This is a genomic window from Stenotrophomonas maltophilia group sp. msm1, assembly GCF_032025805.1.
In the GTDB taxonomy this organism is placed as follows: domain Bacteria; phylum Pseudomonadota; class Gammaproteobacteria; order Xanthomonadales; family Xanthomonadaceae; genus Stenotrophomonas; species Stenotrophomonas hibiscicola.
The window spans coordinates 844569-865379 of record NZ_JAVSKH010000001.1 but is presented as its reverse complement, the minus strand read 5'-3'; the positions used below and the strand labels follow the sequence as shown (position 1 = coordinate 865379).

The following is a 20811-nucleotide window of genomic DNA, read 5'->3' as shown; positions in this document are numbered from 1 at the left end:
GATGATGCCTGCAGTGATCAGCGGACGACCCGGATCACGCCACAGGCGATGCGGACGCCGGCATTGCCGGCGGGCTGGCTGCGATAGTCGTCGGCGTTGGCATGCACGACCAGTGCACGTCCGGCGATATCGGTGGCGGCGCCTCCGCCAAGGGTAACGCCCTTGAGGTGGATATCGACGTTGGCGCGGCCCTGGGCGTCGGCACGCAGGTTGTCCATGTCGCCCAGGTGGTGCTTGCCGGTGCCGGCGCGGCCATGCGCAGCGCCACCGGGATTGAAATGATTGCCGGCACTGCTGGCATCCACCGCACTGCAGTCGCCGCGCTCATGGATGTGGAAGCCGGCCTGCTGCATCGGCTGCAGGCCACCGACCAGGCCGGTGATGTGCATGCCGCCGGGCTCCACCATCAGTGCGATGCGGCCACTGACAATGCTGGCCGAGGCCGGCGCGAGATTGGCCTCGCCCTGCTTCGCAGCGCTGACCACGGTCGGCGGCGGCGGGGTGGGCTCGGCTTTCTTCGGCGTACTGCCACAGGCAGACAGCAGCACGGCGGCGGACAACGGCAGGATGGCAAAGGACAGACGCATCGAAGACTCCTTGCAGGTGACACTAAGCGTTGCATCGTCCATGAACGATCAACAGTTCGGCAAGCAGGCGCGAGGACCGCGTGCAGGGACCGTTCAATGGCCCCCGCGGCGGCGGCCAGCGCCCAGCTTGCGGGTAAGGGTATTGCGGCCCAGGCCCAAGCGGGCAGCGGCTTCGGCGCGGCGGCCATGGGTGATCTGAAGCGCCGCTTCCAGCAGCGCATGGTCGACCCGCTCACGCACCTGTGCGTGCAGCCCTTCCACGCCTTCGGCCAGCTGGCGGCGCGCCCATTCGGCCAGCAGCGCTTCCCACTGGCCTGGATCGGCACCGCTGATGCTGCCGCGACCGCCCCGCGTACGGTTCAGCGCGGTATCGACGTCGGCCACGCCGATGGTGTCAGCGGCGGCCAGCGCGGCCATCCGCCAGCACACGTTTTCCAGTTCGCGCACGTTGCCGGGCCAGTCGTGTTCGCGCAGCGCCTGCAGTGCGGCGGCGGTCAGGCGCTTGGGCGGCGTGTCCAGCCTGCGTGCGGCGGCGGCCAGGAAGGTGCTGGCCAGTTGCGCGATGTCCTCGCGGCGCTCGCGCAGCGGCGGCAGCTGCAGGCGCACCACGTCGAGGCGGTGCAGCAGGTCCGCGCGGAACTTCCCCTGCGCGACCAGCCCTTCCAGGTCCTGGTGGGTGGCGGCCACCACGCGCACATCGACGCGGATCAGTTCGCGGCCACCGACGCGGAAGAACTCGCCCTGCGCCAGCACGCGCAGCAACCGGGTCTGCAACGGCAGCGGCATGTCGCCGATCTCGTCAAGGAACAGCGTGCCACCGTTGGCCTGCTCGAAGCGGCCGATATGGCGGCGCTGCGCACCGGTGAAGGCACCGGCCTCGTGGCCGAACAACTCGCTTTCCAGCAGCTCGGACGGGATTGCAGCGGTATTGAGCGCGACGAACGGCCCATGCGCACGCGGCGATTCGCGATGCAGTGCATTGGCCACCAGCTCCTTGCCGGTGCCGGTCTCGCCGGTGATCAGCACCGCCAGCGGCGCCTGCGCCAGGCGACCGATGGCGCGGAACAGCGCGCGCATCGGTGGCGTCTCACCCACCAGTTGCGGCGGTTGGTCGCCATGCGCTTCCGCCGCAGGCGTGGGCGCTGCCAGTGCCGGCGCCACCGCCGGCAGCACGCGCTGCGCCAGCGCCACGGCATCGTCCAGGTCGAACGGCTTGGACAGGAATTCATGCGCGCCGCCGCGGAACGCACCGGCCGTGCTGGCCACATCGGTATAGGCCGACATCACGACCACCGGCAGCTGCGGCAACGCGGCCTTGAGCTTGTCCAGCAGCACCAGGCCATCGTCGCCAGGCATGCGCACATCGGTGAACAGCAGCGCCGGCGGCGCGCCTTCGCCCAGGGCCTGCAGGGCTGCCGCAGCGCTGTCGAAATCGACGACCTGGTAGCCCGCCTCGCGCAGCGCGGTGCACAGCACGAAGCGCACGGCACGATCGTCATCGACCACCCAGATGCGCTGCGGGGACGAAGAAGACTCAGACATCGCGCGGGGCCTCCTCGGCCGGGGCGGCGCCACTGACAATCGGCAGCAGCAGGGTGAACACGGTATGGCCCGGGCGCGAGCGGTAGGTCAGCGTGCCGCGGTGCTCGCGCGCCACCTGCTGGGCCAGCGCCAGGCCCAGGCCAGTGCCTTCGGCGCGGCCACTGACCAGCGGCAGGAACAGGTGCTCGGCCAGTTCCTCGGGTACACCACGGCCGTCGTCGGCAATTTCCAGGCGCAACGCCAGCGTGTGCAGCTGCTCGGCGATGCGCGCGCCATGCTCCACGCGGGTGCGCAGGGTGATGCTGCCGGCACCGGCCTGGATTGCGTTTCGCACCAGGTTCCACACCGCCTGGGTAAGACGGTCGGCGTCGCCACGGAATTCGGGAATGCTGGGGTCGTAGTCGCGCTGCAGGCGTACTGCCCAGCCGGCCTCGTTCTCGGCCAGGCGCAGCACGCGTTCCAGCGCGGCATGGATGTTCAGTTCGGCGTGGGGTGCGGCCGGGGCCGGCGACAGCAGCTGGTCGAGCAGGCCGTTGAGGCGCTCGATCTCCGAGCCGATCAGTTCGATCAGTTCGCGTTCGCTGGCCTCGCGCTGGGCCGCGCGGCGGGCCAGCAGCTGGGCCGCACCCTTCAACCCGGCCAGCGGGTTGCGCAGCTCGTGGGCCAGGCCCTTCAGCGCCGCGCTGAGCGCGCTGGGCAGGGCCTGCGTCGGGTCCAGCCCAGGGAATTCGTCGACCGGATGTGCCTCCAGCAACCAGCCGCCATCGTCGCGGCGGCTCATCCAGCCCTCGGCGAAGCGCGGCGCCTCGCCGGGCACCGCCAGCGCCAACCGGTTCAGGCGCAGGCTGTCGCGCTCATCGCGTGCCAGGAAGTGGGCCAGCGCTTCGCCCTGCACTTCCAGTGCAGCCAGCGGCTGGCCCAGCAGGCGGCGCCCGCTGACGCCCAGCCAGCGGCCGAAGGCCGGATTGCAGCCGATGATGCGGCCATCGGCCCCGGCCCACGCCAGCGGCGTGCCCAGGGCTTCAAGGGTCGGCGGCGGTGCGGGGTCGGACATTGCACCAATGTAGTGCAAAACGCGGGGTTCGGGGTCAGAGCACGTTCCGCCAGAAAAGTGGACGCTTTGGCAAAGTCAGTGCTGTAGGCACCAACTATGGCTAATCGCATGAGTACGAACTATGCCGAACTGTAGTTTCAGGGTGGGTCCCAGGTTCGACAGTTCAGGGAACTGCGGAACCAGATGAGAGCGTACGCCTGTTTGGCCAGCCAAGAACGCATTCGTGAGAATGAAGCGTTAAGAGTAGCGGGCCATCTTAGGTGCCGGAGGCAGCGCCCTTGCTCAGGCCCTCAGATTGCCTCGGTTGCCGCTTCCGCAGCCTCGAGGCACTATCTAGTGGCGGCTGGCTTGGCTGCATGGAAGGCGCTCAGGGGGGAGCGAAGATATGCGCTTGGAAGCAATCAGCATTACCAACTTTCGTTGCTATGGGGATGAGATCCGGGTCGAACTGGACGACTTGACTACTTTTGTCGGCCGGAATGACATCGGCAAGTCAGCGATTCTGGAAGCGCTGGAAATATTCTTCAACGCAGACGTGGTGGCCATGGAGCAGGGAGATGCTCATGTTCACAGCGTAGACAAGACCGTTTCGATCACGTGTGAGTTCTCGGAGCTTCCGCCAACACTGACGTTAGACGCGGGGGCAGATACCACGTTGGCCGATGAGTATCTTTTGACCTTGGACGGCCGGCTGAAAATTCGTAAAACCTACGACTGCACCAGTAAGAAGCCATCCGCAGAAGTGCTGGTGCTTGCGTTTCACCCCACTGCGGCCAATTACGACAACCTGCTGGAATTGAAGGAGAAGGAGCTCCAGAAGAGGGTGAAAGATCTTGGCTTGGCGGTTGCATTGAAGGGCAACCCTGGCATGCGCCGCGCACTTTGGGCGGCCGCTGGCGACCTCAAGCTTCAAGAGGTCGCAATCGCGGTCGGCAAGTCCAAGGAGGACGTCAAACGTATCTGGGACCAGATTGAGCCTCACTTGCCGATGTTCGCTCTCTTCCAAAGTGATCGGAGCAGTCGGGACTCGGACAGCGAGGTCCAAAGCCCGATGAAGGCAGCCGTCGCTGCTGCCATTGCAGAGGTCCAAGATGACATTGCTCGAATCCAAACAAAGGTTCGCGAGAAGGCCGAAGAGATTGCGAAGAACACGCACAGAGCTTTGACCACGATCGATCCCAACCTTGCCAGCGAACTTACACCAGAGTTCAGCCCTCCCACCGCCGCCAAGTGGCAGGGACTGTTTTCGCTCGGCTTGAGCACCGACGATGGCATACCGTTGAACAAGCGAGGCAGCGGCGTCAGGCGGCTTGTGCTGGTGAGCTTCTTCAAAGCCGAAGCAGAGCGACGGCTCAAAACCAGCACCAAGCGCAGCATCATCTACGCGATCGAGGAGCCAGAGACGGCTCAGCACCCCAGCAACCAACGGATTCTCATCGACTCCTTCAAGGTGTTGTCAGAAGACCCCGGCTGTCAGGTCATATTGACCACTCACAGTCCCGGATTTGCCTCGGCGCTACCCCAGCAGAGCATTCGTTACATCTCTCGCCACTCCGACACGAAAAAGCCGCAGGTTGAGTCGGGGGTCGACGTGTTCGGTAAGGTGGCTGAAGCATTGGGCGTAACGCCTGACAGCCGGGTCCAGGTACTAGTGTGCGTCGAAGGTCCAACCGATGTACTAGCCTTGAAAGCCCTTTCCAAAGCGCTCCACGAGGTCGACTCCAACCTGCCAAATCTTTCATCCGATGAGCGACTTGCATTTGTTGTCCTAGGCGGTGGAACGCTGGAGCACTGGGTCAATCACCACTACCTGCGGGGCCTAGGCAAGCAGGAGGTGCACATCTACGACGGCGATGTCCCGGCATATGCCCTAAGCGCGCAGCAGGTCAATGACCGTGGGGACGGGTCATGGGCTGTCGTCACAACCAAGCATGAGATTGAGAGCTACTTGCACAAGGACGCAATTGCGCTCGCGTTCGGATTTGAGATTGAAGTCACTGATCACCCCATGGCGGGCAAAGCTGTTCCAAAGGTCTTCGGGGAGGCTTTTGTCGCCCACGCTGGCGTAGGCAGTCCGCTTAAAGACTCCAACGCCAAGAGAAAGTTGGCTCAGCATGCGTTCCCTTGCATGACAGCAGCCATGTTGGAAGAGCGTGATCCCGATGGCGAAGTTCGTGGTTGGATGCGTCGGCTAGGCGAGATGTTGGCTTAAATGCCCCTTTGGGTCGGAAACTGGCCTTCGTTACCCCCGATAAGAGTCCGTAGATCCAGAATTTGATATCTGCTCCCCAAGCCTGAGCTTTGGCAAATGCCCCCTTCCGGCCAGAAGCAGACGTAGGCAGCCCGCTTGGTCAAACACCGTAGCGCTTGTTTCCTCCAGACGTAATGCAATAGCGTCCGCCGCGGGGACCAATACAGACTCGTGATCCAGAGCACGGACAGCTCCCATCAGAATAGTCGCTACGGGCAGGCCGCAAATTTTTGCGCGACGATGACACAGGCCGATTAGTGGGCCGGTAACAGCCGCTTCCGCTGCAAAGTAGCTTCGAGCTGACCCATTTGGCAGGGACGCCTTGGGCCGACACTCGCGCCCACTCTCCTTTGCGTTCATACACCACAACGGAATCGCCACCGGCGAGCCTTCCGATGATCTTTCCGTTGGGAGAAGATCGTTGGTTGAGGGTACTGGTTGACACAAACTGCGTCTCGGTCATCTCCGGACGAGAGGATTCCGTCGGAACCTGGGGCGCGGCCGGTGCCTGAGCCAATGAGGAGCGCTGCGAGTCGCGCTGCCCGACCGCACTGCACATTGCGACAAGTAATGCGAGGAACCCGACCACCACCAGCCCAGCTGCTCCAGGTGAGTTTCGAGCCATACTGTCTTCCTTTCCTTATGGATCTTTCGAGCTCGGTCCAACTTTATCAGAGTTTCAAGCCAGTACTACTGGGGAGTTGCAATGGCCAAACACTACGACCAGCTTGATGTCAGATTCCGGCCAGAACTGGACATTTCGCATAACCACGGCGCTATCTCTCCATCTAAGCGCACCTGCATCCAGGCTTCGTTTCTGAGCCGGCCATACCACTAATACATGAGGATTAGGTCCATGATGTGCGGCGACCCCGATGCTTGCACTCATTCCATACGTACCCATTAGTTGCGGCTAGACAGGGCGATTAAATTTAACATTTGCCCGACCACCCAAGGCTAATGCCGCACCAACGACTCAGCCTCGTTTGTGACTTTGGATCCGCTCGACTCCTGTTCAAATGTACATACACGGCTACCGCTCCACCTGCTAGACCCAACGGCAGCACGACGCTCGCAGTGGACTCCCGGGCGCCATCCCCATAATCTGGACTCGGATATCCGGACAGCAGGAACAACCGCATGGCATACCGATGGGCAGAGGGAAGCAAGCCCAACCCGGTCCTTGAATCAGTTATGGAGTCTGTAAGCCTATCGGATGGCGCGGTGGGGATCTTACGGCTGAGCGTGCACGGAGACATCGCCGTCCTGGCCTCGATGCTTCAGGGTCAACAGGCCGACGACGGCATCGACAGAGTCGACTTGATCTGGGACGTCCTGCACGGGATCAACGCCCCAATTTCAGCAACTAAATTGCTCAGCCTAGTAAATGTCGCGCGATCTGCACAGCGAAAGGGAGGTCTAAAGAAATTTAGCCTTATAACCACACTGTCGACGGATGGCGCATGGCTGCCTAGAAGCTTGCAAATTTGTGAGTTACGAGCACGGTTTCGAAAAACACTTCCACGAAAATTCAAATCTGCGCGCGTGCAGCTAGTAAAAGAACAGATTCGGACAGGAATTATTCACCAAGACCTTGACAGCTATTCATTCGTTCAAATTGATGTAGAGGCGGAGAGCGCTGGCGCGGCGTTCGCCAAATCGGATCGGGAGCTGAGAATTCTTCGTGGCCTGATATGTTTGCTGTCGAATCCAAGTTTTGAGAAAACATTGCTTGGCTCAGAACACAAGCCCATCAACGTTCTGCGCACAGGGCACTTCCATACGATCCATAATACTGATGGCTCGGTCGCAACCGATTTGATCTGGTACGAGCCCAATTATAGCCCGAGAATCACGTTCACCCCCAGGAAGCCAAGCGTTCTGGTTGATGTGCTAAAGAAGACCTTGCGGAGAATGCGCAACTGCCCATACAACGGCCGCTTGGAACAAGCGGTCATTCGCTTCGCCAGCGGCTTCGATGAAAGTGACCCTGACGCTGCATTCCTGAAGTGCTGGTCCGCACTTGAGTCCATCCTCTCCTCGAACGTGGCAGATTACAAACAACTTGTGCGTCGATGCATTTTTCTGTACGAGGATCGCGATTACCATGAATCAATTCTTAAACAGCTCGCCGAGCACAGAAACGCTAGCGTCCATCGCGTATCGGACAACTCATTGACTAAATCGTTTTGCTACTTACTTCAGAACTACTTCGCCACCACGCTAAATTTCCATATCCGCAACTACACTCGCTTTTCCAATTTCGAGGAAGCCCTCACCTTACTGTCGGGCCCAGTGAGTCAATCAGATGTTAACGCTGCGATGGCGCGCGCCCTGTTCGCCAAGCGCTTTCTTGCAATCAAGCCATGACCTCAAACGCGGCGCGGACTGCTCTCGGCACGTTGAGGCAGCTCGAATCCCGTGTGAACTGTTCCGGAAGAAGTAGACAGGCAGTTCCTTCAGAGAGTGTCCGTTTCCGGCCATTATCGGACCTCACTTGCGGCAGTGACCCATCCTTCCCCTATAGCTCACGAACTGACCTCGGATCCAGAGGACCCGTGAAAGAACTACAGCCCCGGAGTAGGCGACAAGACGCCGGTCGCATACTGCCAATTGCCACGCTGCGGTTCCAGCAAGAAAGGTGATAGGGAAGTATCGAAATCCGCAGAAGCCAGCGAAGTGAAAAGCGACTACTGGCGTACCACCCAGAGCATGCCAGACTGATGCCAATGCCCTACGTCGCCGAGGCCGCCTGGGCTTTCATCGATTTTTGCTATAGTGCAGTCTGTGCGGCCTGGGGTACTCGCCGCGGAAGGAGACATAACGTGCCATTTTCCCCGAGCGAGCAGACCATGTGGCTGGACGAACCAGCCGTGCGTACCCGCAAGCCGACAGACGAAGAAATCAACAGCAAATACTCCGCTCGAGAACTTCGAATTGTCACGGAGTCAAATCGCGAGCAACTACCGAATTTCGTTGCTGCACTCAAGCGCCCTGACTGGATGCGATTGCAGCCATTCTACCAGCGCCGCAAGCGGTGGGATGTCAAGCGAAAGTCTAAGTTGATTGAGTCTTTCATCATGAACGTTCCTGTTCCTCCATGTTTCTTGTTCGAGTCAGATTTCGCGCGATATGAAGTAATGGATGGGCAACAACGCATTTCTACAATACGCGAGTTCTACGAGAACAATTTCAAGCTCCGCGGCTTGGAGCAGTGGCCCGAGCTTAACGGTAGGCAGTACAACACACTGCCGAGCGAGATCCGCAAGGGATTGGACCGCCGATCAATTTCCTACATCGTTTTGCTTAAGGAATCTGCCACCACCGGAGAGCATGAGATGCTTCTGCGGCAGCAGGTTTTTGAGCGACTCAATACTGGCGGCGTGCATCTCGAGAACCAAGAGATTCGCCACTGTATTTATCATAATGAGTTCGAGGAGCTCCTTCTGGAGTTGTCGCGCCATCCCAGCATGAGAGCCGCATGGGGCCTTCCGAATTTCAGTCAAGAAGAGGAAGATAATCCACCAGATTCTTTGCTCAACAATCCTCATTTCAGCAAGATGAGAGACGTTGAATTCGTGCTTCGATTCTTCTCTCTCCGTCACCGCACTCAGTATCGTGGCGGGCTTCAGCAGTTCCTTGATAGGTACATGGTTAGAAGCCGGAAATTCAGTTCGGCTGACATAGATGAGCTGCGTGCGATCTTTAGTCAAACCATTGAGCTCGCGACTGAAGTTTACGGCGCAGAGTTGTTCAAACCGTGGGTCCAGAAGCAAGGCCGAATTGCCCGACAACCCCAGGTCGCCTTCGCCGACGCTGTAATGGTCGGACTGAGCGAGAATCTCGACAACCGGGAGAAGTTGCTGCATCGATCAAAGCAGGTCGTTGAAGCGACACACCAATTGGTTGCCACTGCCCGTCCCGGCACCTTCACTGGTCAAGGAAACACCGCGAAGGCAATCCAGGAGAGGATGGGCGCTTTCAAGGATATGTTAACCGCGGTTTTGGCTTAAGCGACGGTTGATCTCATGTTCACCACGCAACCAGCAGTGCTGTCTCGGCAACTGGCTGACTTAAAGGCAGCCGTCGTATGGCAAGAGAGCCTTAGGCAGACCTTGAATGCCGCAACGCCGAGTATTGCCACGCTTGAGCTAGATCCGACGGCGATCGATATTCTTAGGAATGGGGCACCGGACAAACTGGCTTGGCAGATCCTTGACTCCTCAGCAGCAGTGACCCGCACTTATGCCCTATGGGAACAGGCAATCTGCGATCTTGTCGAAGAGTACGTGGGTGAGATATCCAGACTCCACCCCACCTATGCTGGGTTGGCTGAGGCCGTTCGCATCAACCATCGGGTCGGCGTCGGATACATCCTCTCGAAGTGGTCACCCGTGAACACTCTTTTCTCCGCGTTGCCTGAGGAGGCAATTGCGGATGGATTGGTTGATGGTCTCCGCGGGAACACTTATAAGCTCCTAACAGACGCGTTTCTGACCGACTCCGACAACTATCGCGCGGATGTCGTGAACAGGATATTTTCCAAATTGGGCATCGAAAACGCTTTTACCCGAGCATGTGCCGTGCCGGATGCTAGGTCATTGTTTGACCGCATCTCGGGAGGTGGAGATACCCCTGCGAGCTACCTGAACAAGATTGTCAGAGAGCGTAATGAAGCCTCGCATGGAGGGGCATCGAACATCAGTGGATCGAATCAACTCGTTGCTTACGCGGACTTTGTCGAGACACTTTGCACATGCCTAGCCACATTGCTCCGTACTCAAATAATCGATGCGGGGCGGTCAACCGGGGCGACCAGAGAGGTGGCCGTAGCAGTGAAGAAGTACAAAGGCAGAATTTTTGGTTCGCGTGCTTCTGGAAGAATTAGGTTGGAACCCGGCCTTTCATTCTTCGCGGGCAAGGGGCTGATTTACGAGGTCACGATCGAGGAACTCAGAATTGGAAAAGACGTCGTAGCCGAAATCGAGGCTGAAGCGGGGACTGAGTTCGGCATGAGACTAAGCAGGGAGTTGCCGGAGGGTGCTTCGCTGTTAATTCACTCATAGGTGCTTTCAGGCGCTGCCCCAAACTTAGGTAGGCACCTCATAGGACCGCCGAGTGGACTTCTCTCAAGGGTTATGCCGTTAAAGGTGCGAGCCACTCTCCTCTTCCGCCATCTTTGCCGGGCCGCCATTCCGCAAGCCGATGACCTTCCTTGCCCGATAGGCACTGAACGTCCGCTTCCGGCCAGAAGCAGACATATGCCGCAGCGCAGACCTCGCCGTACATCGCTACCTTGACCTCCTTTCAAGACCCCTGCGATTCTAAGGCAGGCAAGCGACCTCCCACTTTCCGTACGGCGCCAACTCGAGAGATTCTGCAAGCCCATTCGACGCCACATTGTCTAACTGACAGCGATACTGAGCTTCATACCCGTGCTTGCCGGCGTATTCAATCATCGCGAGTATCAAAGACCTGGCGATGCCCTTAACGCGCGCTCGTGGCATGGTCAGCACTCCCATATCGGCAATGGCCGCGCCACCCCATGGGTAGAGACTGGAGACAGCCAACAGCTCCGACTCCACGAACGCGCCAAAGGCCGCCCAGTGCCCCAGCTCCACGGACGCATCGTCCTGGTCGGCTGGTGATATCTGTGCCATGAATCCATCGAACAGTGCTGCATCGTCAGGCGCCAACGGGCGTACCTCTACCAAGGTGGTGCTCCGCGTTGCGGAGACTCCGTCGGCTGCCACGTAATAGATGACATCGGGCGCATGCATCTCAACGCCTGCGGCGTGAAGTGCCTGGCGCAGCCATGATACTGAGACCGGAATACCGTCCGACGCGATTCCCAGCGCAGAGGCCACGCATGGAGACACTGCGGAACGCGTGCACCCATTGTTAGCCACCATGACCATTGCTCGCCGCGCAGTGCCAAGGTGCGGGTTGATCACCAGGCTGAACTCATCTGCAGTCGGCACACAGATACCGGAGTCGAAGAGTCCATCCCAGTAGGAGTCGACTGCGGAATTCCACTGCTGCATTGTTACCCCCAAACCTAGCCTGGCAACGCCGATTCTAGAGGCGGGGCTCTCAGCTATCTGCTTCCGGCCATAAGCAGACATCCACCCCATCACTGATAAACATCCCTAGGCCGCAGCAGACCTCGAGCCTGCTGCGGTCAATTGGTTTTGGGGCAGACTAAGCCAATGGCCTAAATTCCCCTAGGTCAGTGAGTCTAGCTCGTCCCTTCTAGGACGCCTAAGGCCACTTCAAGTTGATGCGTCGTCCGCACAGAAAATCCCATGCATCGCGCCCAGCAGTGCTGCAACGCGCGGGTCTGCCATGCGGTAGATGATCGACCGCGATTCCCGCCGGGTCGCTACAAGCTTTCGTTGGCGGAGTTCGGCCAGTTGCTGGGAGAGCGCCGGCTGTCGAATGCCAGTTGCGTCCTCAAGTCCGCCCACCGTCATTTCACCTTGCGCGAGCTGGCATAGCAGCAACAGGCGCGAGGGGGTGGCCATGAAGCGCAGCAACTCGGCCACTTCGGGCACGCGCTCCTTCATCGTGGCTAGGTCAGACGGGCTGAATGGGGGGCTGGTCACAGGCAATGGCAACTTGGGCGGCTGAGGTGATGCGAACACCATGGGTAACCCGTTCAATCTAGCATGTTTCAATAGTTGCACACATTACGTAACTATGTAATTCTTAGGCCACGAAGCCTCCTGGAGCCAGTCATGATCCCATCCGTAGAGATAGACGCCCCCCTGGAGCAGGCTGTGCGCCTAGTCAGCGATGCGCGTGCCGGCCTGCTTCCCTCGCCTTCCGTGAAGACGTTCTTTGATCCTGCTACGTTCACTGCCAGCCACGTCGTACGCGATCCAACTTCTTCAGCGTGCGCCGTCATCGACAGCGTCCTGGACTTCGACATGGCCTCAGGCCGCACGTCCACTTCCTCCGCATCGGCGTTGGTGGACTACGTGCGTGCCGAGCGCCTGCAGGTGCAATGGTTGCTGGAAACCCACGCGCATGCCGACCACCTGTCCGCGGCTCCATGGCTGCAGGAGCAGGTGGGAGGCGCGCTGGCTATTGGCGAACACATCACCGCAGTCCAAGAAACCTTCGGCAAGGTCTTCAATGCCGGTACTGCATTCAAGCGGGATGGCAGCCAGTACGATCGCCTGTTCGCCGACGGTGCCTCCTTCCGAATCGGTAATCTGCAGGCTATGTCGCTGCACGTGCCAGGCCACACTCCCGCTTGTCTGGCGTACGTGATCGGCGACGCCGTGTTTCCTGGAGATACGCTGTTCATGCCGGACTACGGCACCGCCCGATGCGACTTTCCAGGTGGTTCGGCTCGCCAGTTGTATCGCTCGATCCAGCGCCTGCTGTCCCTACCCGACGCCACCCGCGTATTCCTGTGCCATGACTACAAAGCCACCGGCCGGGACCATTTCGCATGGGAAACAACCATCGGTGCCGAAAGGACAACAAACATGCATGTGCACGAGGGCGTGAGCGAAGCCATGTTTGTGGAACTGCGGGAGGCTCGTGATGCCACGCTTCCGATGCCACGGCTGATCCTGCCGTCAGTGCAGGTCAACATGTGCGCCGGCCATCTGCCCGAACCCGAGGACAACGGCGTGCACTACCTCAAGCTGCCGGTGGACCTGCTATGACGCTCTCTCATTTGGCCTGGTATTGGCCGCTCGCTGGCGGTGCCATGATCGGAACAGCGGCCGGTGCCTATCTGGTCCTTCTCGGCCGCGTTGCCGGCATCTCGGGTCTGCTTGCCAAGACACTGGGCATGCCGGGTGACGGCGGACGCGGGAGTGCAGCCCTGTTCATGGCAGGACTTGCCCTGGCGTCAGGCTTGGCATTGGCGGCCAGGCCCATACTATTGCCGGCGCTCTCCGCAAACGGAGCAGTGGTATTGGTGATTGCCGGACTGCTGGTGGGTTACGGAACTCGCCTTGGCGCTGGCTGTACCAGTGGGCACGGTGTCTGCGGCCTGGGCCGGGCATCGCCGCGTTCGGTGGTGGCGACCTGCGTGTTCATGCTCGTGGGCATGGCCACGGCAACCCTGGTACAGATTGCGACCGGAGGCCCGGCATGATCCGTCTTGCCGCGTTCCTGTGCGGCGCACTCTTCGGATTGGGCCTGGTCGTATCCGATATGGCCAACCCAGCCCGCGTGCTTGCTTTCCTGGATGTGAGCGACGCCTGGGACCCCTCCCTGGCGCTGGTCATGCTGGGCGCACTGATTCCTTCCGGCGCAGCCTACCTGTGGATACGCGCCCGAGGAACACCACTGCTTGCCGCATCGCTGCACATTCCCACCCTTCGCATCATCGATCGGCGCCTGGTCATCGGTGCGGCGATATTCGGCCTGGGTTGGGGACTGGCCGGAGTGTGTCCCGGCCCGGCCATCGCGTTGCTGGGAACCGGCCAGCCCTTCGCGATCATCTTTGCCACGGCAATGATCGCTGGCGTGCTCCTGCATGGCCTCATTCATCGCCCCACCGCAACTACGGGACAACCATGAACCTCAAGCCACTCTCTGCCAGCCTCAAGGTGTCCGGTCAGCTCCTGCCAAAGGACATTGAAGCCCTGAAGGAGCAGGCCTTTGCGAGCGTGATCTGCAACCGGCCCGACGACGAACAGCCGGAGCAGCCCAGTCACCATGCGCTGCAGGCTGCCTGCGACCAGGCGGGCATGCAGTTTGCCTATCTTCCGGTAGTGCCTGGTGTGATTACCGATGATCAGGTGCATACCTTTGCCAAGTTGATCGACGCGCTGCCACGCCCTGTTGTCGCGTACTGCAGAACCGGCACCCGTGCTGCGATGCTGTGGGCGCTGTCGGAAGTCGTTCACAATGGAGCGGCATTTGCTGACGTCCTGTCTGTTGCTTCGGACGCAGGCTACGACCTTTCCTCCATCGCAACACGGCTGCAGCAAGGTCCGGCGTCCGCCGACTGACATATGGAAACGCTATCTATGCTGCAGTGGGTGCTGGGCGGCCTGTCTGGCGTCCTGGTCGGCTTCGTCCTTGGCGTGGTTGGTGGGGGCGGATCCATCCTTGCGGTACCACTGATGCTCTACGTGGTCGGGGTGGAAGATCCGCATGTGGCTATCGGCACCAGCGCCCTGGCAGTGGCGGTCAATGCGGTGTCGAATCTGGTGATGCATGCCCGTAAAGGGAATGTTCGCTGGCCCTGTGCCTCGGTCTTCGCCTTGGCGGGGATCGCGGGCGCCTACCTGGGTTCCAGCTTGGGCAAGGCGTTCGACGGCAAGAGACTGCTGGCTCTGTTTGCTGTGGTCATGGTCATTGTCGGCATCGCCATGCTTCGCAGGCGCAACACGCTTGGATTCGCGGACGCTCGGCTCGGCAGACGCAACGCGCCCGCACTGATTGGGCTGGGCGCCACCGCCGGCGGGCTTTCCGGCTTCTTTGGCATTGGCGGAGGTTTCCTGATCGTGCCCGCACTGGTGGCTGCGACGGGCATGCCGATGATCGCCGCAGTCGGAAGCTCGCTCGTCGCCGTCGCCGCATTTGGCATGACCACCGCACTGAACTACGCACATGCGGGTCTGATCAACTGGAAGCTCGCGGCCGTGTTCGTCGTCGCCGGAATGGCTGGCGGTACTGCAGGAGCAGCAACTTCGACCAAGCTTGCCAGCTATCGTGGAGCTCTGAACACGGTATTTGCAGTACTGATCTTCATTACTGCCGCATACATGCTGTGGAAGGTGAGCTGACCGTATGTGTTCCAGACCACAGCCGAGCACTGATAGCCAGCGCAGCGCTTCAAAGGCATTGATAGGAAGATACTACGAACGTTGGTCCACATCTTCCAGAGTCAAATAAGATACGACGGCTCGAAGCGCCGTGCGATCAGCTTCGAAATCCATGGCCAATAGGCCGCGCTCCAACGCAATGCGGGCATGCGCCTGTGATGCGACTCTTGTCGCTTCATTCGAGGACCCTGCCAACGCTACGAAGGCCTTCTGCAGCCGGATGTTGACCTCCAGCGAGCCGGCGGCATCCCTGGAGATTGGTGTGAATGCATCCTCGAACATGTCGCGGACATCGAGGCACTGCACGTGCACACGCGGATAGAGCACTTCACACGTCGCAGCGTCCCCGGTGTGGCTGGCCCATGCACAGAGCAGCCTGACACAGGTCCCGATGACGTCGATGCAGGTGCCAGGGTCGTTCACCGCAGGTGACATGGCTCGCTGGGCAATTTCCGCAAGCACGACCAGCCCGAACCGTGGGTCATTCTCGATGGAGCGCGCGTCACTGAAGGAGATGGCTGAGATCACTTCACTCTGCACTTCCGGAAGTGGATTCCCTTCGATGGCTATCAAGGGACGGGCTGGGGTCGCGAACGTACCCGGCTGGCAGAGCAGATGAACTCGCAGATCATGTTCTTGTGCAATGCCGTCAATCCGGGCGACGTCCACATGTTCAACATAGGCAACCTGATCGCCAACCAGCAGTACCGCCCCCTCCCCTACCGGAACCGCACTGGCTCCGCCGAGCCGAGGCTCCTCGGCGCGGCGCTTCATTGCTGCTTTGGTCGCCCGCTCCACCAGATCGATGGTTTCGCCAACGCGGCCAAAGCGTGAGAACTGCTCGATAGCCCGGAGCAACGTCACTGTGATGACGATGATGACCGCGATGGTTGCCCCGAACAGCACAAGCCGGCCGCTGTCTCCGTAGATGCCGGTGCTGAGCGCGATGAGGCCGACGATCGAGAACAGGAAGGCACCAATGAAGGTGGCCAGCGCACCTTGGGCCCGGGCGTCTTCGATCAGCAGGCGGGCCGCGCGCGGGGTGGCGCTGCTGGATGCGGAGCCGTATGCCGAGACCATGGTGGACAGCGAGAAGGTGGTGACCGTCAGCATTGACGCGGCAAGTATGCCAAGGATGTTGCCGACGGAATCTGCGCCGATCCGTGCGGCAAGGCCAACGGGAATGAGGAACTTCAGGAACGCGCCGGCCAACGCCGTGATGATGCCCAGGGCGCCATACAGGGTCGAACGGAACCACATCCGCTTGGTAACTTTGCTGGCTGCGAGCCTCAGTCGGGTGAGCATGGGCTACTTCCTGGGCAGTTCGACCATCAATAGCACGGTCGGGTGCCGAGGCCACGTCAAAGGCAGGGTCATGCCCGGCCCAAGGCAGATGCCGCCCCTCCGGGCGGCATCTGTGTACGGATTCTACGAGCGCACCTTGTCCAGGAACTGACGGTGGCGTTCGTATTGATCGAGCACATCGTGGATGAGCTGAACCTTGGTCCACCCCATGACGTCGTAGTCCTGCCCGCCCTCCCGCAGATAGACCTCCGCACGGTAATGACGGGTGCCCTCGCTGACCGGCCGACGGGGATCCTGCAGGGCGAACGTCGGCGCCTCATAGGGCTGGGGCCGTACCGAGTAGAAGAAGTCCATCTCCTCGCCATGGCCAACCTGCAGCCACGCACGACCGTCCTCCCCTTTGGAGACCTGCACCGGCAGATCCTGCTTGCGCAGCTCCGCCGCAACCTCTTCCAATGCAGGAATGACGCGCTGCTCGATGAAGCCTGTCACCTCGATCTTCAACGGGTTGTGCGCCAGCAGGCGCAAGCGCGCCCGCCAATCCTCGCTGGTGCCTGGCAGGATACGTGCCTCGCGCAGGATTGAGCGCTTGGTGGCATCCAGATGCATGGCCTTCAGCAGTCCCCAGCACATCAGGATCATGACGATCGTAAATGGCAACGCGCTGGCAATGGTGGCCGCCTGCAACGATTCCAGCCCGCCAGCCACCAGCAATGCAATCGCCAGGCCGCCGACCAGCAGCGCCCAGAAGATCCGCTGCCAGACCGGCGATTCCTCCTCACCCTTCGAGGTGAGCATGTCGATTACCAGGGCACCGGAGTCCGCTGAGGTTACGAAGAACAGCGCAACCAGGATGACCGCCAGCGAAGAGGTCAGCATGGTCAGCGGCAGGTGCTCCAGGAACTCGAAGAGCGCCATAGAACTGTCGGTTGAGACCGCCTGCACCAACTGCTGGATGCCCTCCGCCCGCACCATGTGCAACGCGGTGTTACCGTAGATGGTCATCCACAGGAATGTGAAGCCAAGCGGCACAAGCAACACCCCCACCACGAACTCACGGACGGTGCGTCCACGTGAGATGCGCGCGATGAACATGCCAACGAAGGGCGACCAGGCAATCCACCAGCCCCAGTAGAACAGCGTCCAGCCACCCAGCCAACCAGTGGGTTCGTAGGCATAAAGGTTGAAGGTCATCGAGAACAACTGGGAAACGTACATGCCGGTGTTCTGCACCAGTGCCTGCATCAGGTGCACGGTGGGTCCACAGACCAGCACGAAGGCCAGCAGAGCCGCCGCCAGGATCATGTTGAGCTCGGACAGCCTGCGTACGCCGCTGTCCAGGCCAGCCACGACGGAGCCGGTGGCCACCAGTGTGATGACGGTGATCAAGCCAACTTGGGCGAGCGTACTGACCTCCAGGCCGAACAGGTAGTTCAGACCGGCGTTGATCTGCATGACGCCCAGTCCCAGCGAGGTGGCCAGGCCGAAGATGGTACCCAGCGCGGCAAACGTGTCTACGGCATGTCCCAACGGGCCGTGAATACGGTCGCCGATGAGCGGATACAGCGCGGAACGGACACGCAGCGGGAGATTGTGCCGGTAGGCAAAGTACGCCAGCGACAGCGCCACCACCGCGTAGATCGCCCATGCGTGGATGCCCCAGTGGAAGAAGGTGATGCGCATGGCTTGGCGGGCAGCGGCGGCTGACTCGGGTGAACCGACCGGCGGGGTGGCGTAGTGCATGATGGGCTCGGCAACGCCGAAGAACATCAGACCGATGCCCATGCCGGCAGCGAACAACATGGCGAACCAGGAGCCGTAGCTGTAGTCCGGCGTACTGTGGTCAGGGCCGAGCTTGATGCGGCCGTAACTGCTGATGGCGACGCCGACGACGAAGACCAGGAAGCCGGCCACTGCAAGGATGGTGAACCAGCCTGCATCATTGGCAGCCCATGACTTGGCCGCGGTGAACCACCGCGTGGCCATTTCGGGCGCGAAGGCGGCAAGCGCGAGCAGCGCGATGACGATGGCTGCCGTGGGAATGAACACCTGCGGAAGGATCCGCTGGCGAACGGGGGGATGTTGCGGAGCCGTGCTCTGCATGGATACCTCCGTGTTATTGGGTGGAAGAACCTGCGGCTTGCGCGAGGCCGATCAGAAGTAGAAGCCGATATTGAGGTTCAGCCGCGAATGCCAGCTGGAAGGGCCTCCTTCGTCGATGCCGATACCATCACCACCAGCAAACCACATGTTGCGGCCAGCGATCCAGTCGACATAGGTGAGCATGATGCCTTTCTGCAGGCTGCAACCGGTCACGTTCTGCCACGAATCACGAAGGCCCGCGCGGTGCCCGACCGGGCGGGTCATGCTGAGGTTGTTATAGCAGGTGATGTCATCCAGCCAGCCCTTCTGGCCGAACGAATAGGCGATGTTGGCGCTTGGCACATCCGCCTGCGCTGCAACCTGGAAGGGGGATTGGAACGCCGACATTGCGATGCGATCTCCGGGCACGTCATACCGGTACCGCGCCCACTGCAACTGCGCGGTCCAACCATCGCGCTGCCACTGTGCATGGAGGGCAGCGCCCTGATGACCGTAGTGACGCCGTGTCTGAGTGTTCTGCACCTTGCCAGCAAACGCTGATGCGCCCAGCAACAGTTCGCCGCCGCCCCAGTCGCGCGCGCTCTCCACGCGTGCATGCAGTCGTTGCCGCTCGCGATACGGCAACGCCTCGGTCTGCGCGACATCAAAGGAGTAGCGATCGTAGCGAGCCCCGGACCCGTATTCGTCTCCGGAGAACCAGCCAAGATGCCAGGTTGTGCTGCCGCTGCGGTGAATCACTACAAGGCCCGGATCGTAATCATCCTCGACGCCCAGGTAGTAGCCGGAGCCGAACCAGAAACTCTGCGAAACGGTAGGGAGCAGCCCGAACGGGACTTGCTGGATACCTGCCTTCAGCTGGGTAACATCGGAGAACTGCCAGCCCGCGTACGCGTGATGCACGGCGTCGAAACCATCGTACCAGCGGTACTGGGCAGAGAAGGAAAACGGTCCGGATCCAGCGTCAAGGTCTGCGCGCAGCAGTTCAAGCTGCAGGCGGCTGGTCGGCCCGTAGTCGAGCCAGCCATAGTTGAACCTGACGGCGCCTCCTGGATCAAAGTAAGGATCTCTATGGAGGTTATCCTCAGAAGCATCTGCAGCCAGCGAAGTTCCCGCCAACGCGGCAGCGACAATGAAGGGAATTGATCTCACGGTTATGCGCCTTGCCTCCCTGATCTGCTACGGAAAGCACTTGAGTCTAACGTCGATTCATCCAATGCCTCAAACTGGCGATCTCAAAGAACTCTTGGCGACGCCACAGCAATCACTCACGGCGCGTCTTTAGTCCTCAGTTCCATATGCCACGTGAAAATCATGTGCAGTGAGAGAGTAGCTAACACGATCCACTTTTTAGTAGTCGATCCTGTGATTGAGCGACTCATAGTGGATGTGGAGTGACACGCAATGTCATTTGAGAATAGGCTAGGGCCTCGACACCGGGGAAGAATTCATGACTATTGATATCAGCGGCCTTTCTGCCAAGGAACTTCGCTCACTGATTGCTCAGGCGGAGAAGCAGCAGTCCAAAGTGCTGTCACGCCCTAAGGCCACAGCGATGCGCGCCAAGATCAACAAGTACGTCAAGGATCATGGATACACGATAGAGGAACTCTACGGCGCTTCAGTGATCGTGCCCTCCGAAACCGCCAAGAAGCGAGGTGATCGGAGGTCTGCCAAATCGAAAGTGCCCAACACCGCCCCCAAGTACCGCAATCCTGCAGTGCGCGGCCAGACGTGGTCCGGTCGAGGGCGGCAACCGCGATGGATAGCCGAGCTGGTAGCAAGCGGAAAATCACTGAATGACTTCCTGATCAAGTAGTGATAGCGAGGCAGCCGTACACCGGTACCGCAGCAAGTCCTGAGAATCATTAGTCATCAGATCGAACAGGATGCTGGTGCGCGGAATGCCCTGCCAGGTAGGCGATCAAAGATTTCAGCTAGTCGCAGTTGATGTGACAGCGGGCGAACAGCAGGCGCTCCCCTTGCCTTTGGAGAGTGCGCTCAGGCAGCAATGATTGCAGTATCCGCTTCTGGCCAGAAGCGGACCTGGACCAGGGCCAATGCGGCCGGGATAGCTTCGGGCCGCTGCGATCCTAGGCAACTCGGTCACTTCACCAGGTTCCAAGAGACGCCGGTGTCGAGCGGTACAGCCTACTAGCGTCACCGAAAGCAACT

At 60.3% G+C, this 20811-nt stretch carries 18 protein-coding genes; 10 read left to right on the top strand and 8 right to left on the bottom strand.

Annotated elements, in window-relative coordinates:
- Window positions 1-17: 17 nt before the first annotated feature.
- The 3 genes from ROV95_RS03755 to ROV95_RS03745 form a co-directional block, all read right to left on the bottom strand.
- Complete coding sequence (locus tag ROV95_RS03755; protein ID WP_019661930.1) at window positions 18-587, bottom strand: superoxide dismutase family protein; 570 nt, start codon at window positions 585-587, stop codon at window positions 18-20.
- Between the two features lie 93 nt (window positions 588-680).
- A complete protein-coding gene (ntrC, locus tag ROV95_RS03750) occupies window positions 681-2129 on the bottom strand; it encodes a nitrogen regulation protein NR(I) (RefSeq protein ID WP_155028774.1) in 1449 nt (482 codons plus the stop codon).
- Window positions 2122-3183, bottom strand: coding sequence for an ATP-binding protein (locus ROV95_RS03745; RefSeq protein ID WP_308305905.1), 1062 nt, complete (start codon window positions 3181-3183; stop codon window positions 2122-2124). Before ROV95_RS03745 ends, ntrC begins: the two co-directional genes overlap by 8 nt.
- A gap of 385 nt (window positions 3184-3568) precedes the next feature.
- On the opposite strand from ROV95_RS03745, the gene ROV95_RS03740 reads away from it, so the two are divergent.
- The 4 genes from ROV95_RS03740 (at window position 3569) to ROV95_RS03725 (ending at window position 10500) form a co-directional block, all read left to right on the top strand.
- Window positions 3569-5395, top strand: coding sequence for an ATP-binding protein (locus ROV95_RS03740; protein WP_065195982.1), 1827 nt, complete (start codon window positions 3569-3571; stop codon window positions 5393-5395).
- A gap of 1179 nt (window positions 5396-6574) precedes the next feature.
- Window positions 6575-7804, top strand: a complete 1230-nt coding sequence (locus ROV95_RS03735; RefSeq protein WP_155760251.1) for a HEPN domain-containing protein — start codon at window positions 6575-6577, stop codon at window positions 7802-7804.
- 455 nt (window positions 7805-8259) lie between these two features.
- Entirely contained in the window at window positions 8260-9447 is a 1188-nt protein-coding gene (locus tag ROV95_RS03730) for a DUF262 domain-containing protein (RefSeq protein ID WP_196768664.1), read from the top strand.
- A gap of 15 nt (window positions 9448-9462) precedes the next feature.
- Complete coding sequence (locus ROV95_RS03725) at window positions 9463-10500, top strand: MAE_28990/MAE_18760 family HEPN-like nuclease (RefSeq protein ID WP_180889749.1); 1038 nt, start codon at window positions 9463-9465, stop codon at window positions 10498-10500.
- Window positions 10501-10758: 258 nt separating this feature from the next.
- Here the strand turns inward: ROV95_RS03725 and ROV95_RS03720 are convergent, their stop codons facing one another.
- Window positions 10759-11478, bottom strand: a complete 720-nt coding sequence (locus ROV95_RS03720) for a GNAT family N-acetyltransferase (RefSeq protein WP_155760250.1) — start codon at window positions 11476-11478, stop codon at window positions 10759-10761.
- A 228-nt stretch (window positions 11479-11706) separates the two neighbouring features.
- The gene (locus tag ROV95_RS03715) at window positions 11707-12000 is read right to left on the bottom strand and encodes a metalloregulator ArsR/SmtB family transcription factor (protein ID WP_049441866.1); all 294 of its coding nucleotides are present in this window, start codon (window positions 11998-12000) and stop codon (window positions 11707-11709) included.
- A gap of 171 nt (window positions 12001-12171) precedes the next feature.
- Here ROV95_RS03715 and ROV95_RS03710 point away from each other — a divergent pair, with 171 nt between their 5' ends.
- Genes ROV95_RS03710 through ROV95_RS03690 form a run of 5 tightly spaced genes read left to right on the top strand, consistent with a single transcriptional unit; the run spans window position 12172 to window position 15192 of the window.
- Window positions 12172-13113, top strand: coding sequence for an MBL fold metallo-hydrolase (locus ROV95_RS03710; protein WP_312543113.1), 942 nt, complete (start codon window positions 12172-12174; stop codon window positions 13111-13113).
- Window positions 13110-13550: a hypothetical protein gene (locus ROV95_RS03705; RefSeq protein ID WP_065195978.1), complete on the top strand. Its 441-nt coding sequence runs from the start codon at window positions 13110-13112 to the stop codon at window positions 13548-13550. The genes ROV95_RS03710 and ROV95_RS03705 overlap by 4 nt, the downstream gene beginning before the upstream one ends.
- On the top strand, window positions 13547-13978 hold the full coding sequence (locus ROV95_RS03700; protein WP_005420840.1) for a DUF6691 family protein: 432 nt from the start codon (window positions 13547-13549) through the stop codon (window positions 13976-13978). Before ROV95_RS03705 ends, ROV95_RS03700 begins: the two co-directional genes overlap by 4 nt.
- Entirely contained in the window at window positions 13975-14412 is a 438-nt protein-coding gene (locus ROV95_RS03695; protein ID WP_005420843.1) for a TIGR01244 family sulfur transferase, read from the top strand. The genes ROV95_RS03700 and ROV95_RS03695 overlap by 4 nt, the downstream gene beginning before the upstream one ends.
- Window positions 14413-14430: 18 nt before the next feature.
- Window positions 14431-15192, top strand: coding sequence for a sulfite exporter TauE/SafE family protein (locus ROV95_RS03690; protein WP_065195977.1), 762 nt, complete (start codon window positions 14431-14433; stop codon window positions 15190-15192).
- Window positions 15193-15264: 72 nt separating this feature from the next.
- Here the strand turns inward: ROV95_RS03690 and ROV95_RS03685 are convergent, their stop codons facing one another.
- The 3 genes from ROV95_RS03685 to ROV95_RS03675 form a co-directional block, all read right to left on the bottom strand.
- Entirely contained in the window at window positions 15265-16536 is a 1272-nt protein-coding gene (locus tag ROV95_RS03685) for a DUF2254 domain-containing protein (RefSeq protein ID WP_065195976.1), read from the bottom strand.
- Between the two features lie 123 nt (window positions 16537-16659).
- A complete protein-coding gene (betT, locus tag ROV95_RS03680) occupies window positions 16660-18639 on the bottom strand; it encodes a choline BCCT transporter BetT (protein ID WP_065195975.1) in 1980 nt (659 codons plus the stop codon).
- Window positions 18640-18690: 51 nt separating this feature from the next.
- Window positions 18691-19788, bottom strand: a complete 1098-nt coding sequence (locus ROV95_RS03675) for a hypothetical protein (protein ID WP_049441715.1) — start codon at window positions 19786-19788, stop codon at window positions 18691-18693.
- 298 nt (window positions 19789-20086) lie between these two features.
- Here ROV95_RS03675 and ROV95_RS03670 point away from each other — a divergent pair, with 298 nt between their 5' ends.
- Window positions 20087-20455: an H-NS histone family protein gene (locus ROV95_RS03670; RefSeq protein ID WP_081280417.1), complete on the top strand. Its 369-nt coding sequence runs from the start codon at window positions 20087-20089 to the stop codon at window positions 20453-20455.
- The last annotated feature ends 356 nt before the right edge of the window (window positions 20456-20811 follow it).

Excerpts from the sequence above, each read along its gene's own strand:
- ROV95_RS03755 (WP_019661930.1), bottom strand. The coding sequence starts at position 587 with ATGCGTCTGTCCTTTGCCATCCTGCCGTTGTCCGCCGCCGTGCTGCTG.
- ntrC (WP_155028774.1), bottom strand. The coding sequence starts at position 2,129 with ATGTCTGAGTCTTCTTCGTCCCCGCAGCGCATCTGGGTGGTCGATGAC.
- ROV95_RS03745 (WP_308305905.1), bottom strand. The coding sequence starts at position 3,183 with ATGTCCGACCCCGCACCGCCGCCGACCCTTGAAGCCCTGGGCACGCCG.
- ROV95_RS03740 (WP_065195982.1), top strand. The coding sequence starts at position 3,569 with ATGCGCTTGGAAGCAATCAGCATTACCAACTTTCGTTGCTATGGGGAT.
- ROV95_RS03735 (WP_155760251.1), top strand. The coding sequence starts at position 6,575 with ATGGCATACCGATGGGCAGAGGGAAGCAAGCCCAACCCGGTCCTTGAA.
- ROV95_RS03725 (WP_180889749.1), top strand. The coding sequence starts at position 9,463 with ATGTTCACCACGCAACCAGCAGTGCTGTCTCGGCAACTGGCTGACTTA.
- ROV95_RS03720 (WP_155760250.1), bottom strand. The coding sequence starts at position 11,478 with ATGCAGCAGTGGAATTCCGCAGTCGACTCCTACTGGGATGGACTCTTC.
- ROV95_RS03715 (WP_049441866.1), bottom strand. The coding sequence starts at position 12,000 with ATGAAGGAGCGCGTGCCCGAAGTGGCCGAGTTGCTGCGCTTCATGGCC.
- ROV95_RS03710 (WP_312543113.1), top strand. The coding sequence starts at position 12,172 with ATGATCCCATCCGTAGAGATAGACGCCCCCCTGGAGCAGGCTGTGCGC.
- ROV95_RS03705 (WP_065195978.1), top strand. The coding sequence starts at position 13,110 with ATGACGCTCTCTCATTTGGCCTGGTATTGGCCGCTCGCTGGCGGTGCC.
- ROV95_RS03700 (WP_005420840.1), top strand. The coding sequence starts at position 13,547 with ATGATCCGTCTTGCCGCGTTCCTGTGCGGCGCACTCTTCGGATTGGGC.
- ROV95_RS03695 (WP_005420843.1), top strand. The coding sequence starts at position 13,975 with ATGAACCTCAAGCCACTCTCTGCCAGCCTCAAGGTGTCCGGTCAGCTC.
- ROV95_RS03690 (WP_065195977.1), top strand. The coding sequence starts at position 14,431 with ATGCTGCAGTGGGTGCTGGGCGGCCTGTCTGGCGTCCTGGTCGGCTTC.
- ROV95_RS03685 (WP_065195976.1), bottom strand. The coding sequence starts at position 16,536 with ATGCTCACCCGACTGAGGCTCGCAGCCAGCAAAGTTACCAAGCGGATG.
- betT (WP_065195975.1), bottom strand. The coding sequence starts at position 18,639 with ATGCAGAGCACGGCTCCGCAACATCCCCCCGTTCGCCAGCGGATCCTT.
- ROV95_RS03670 (WP_081280417.1), top strand. The coding sequence starts at position 20,087 with ATGACTATTGATATCAGCGGCCTTTCTGCCAAGGAACTTCGCTCACTG.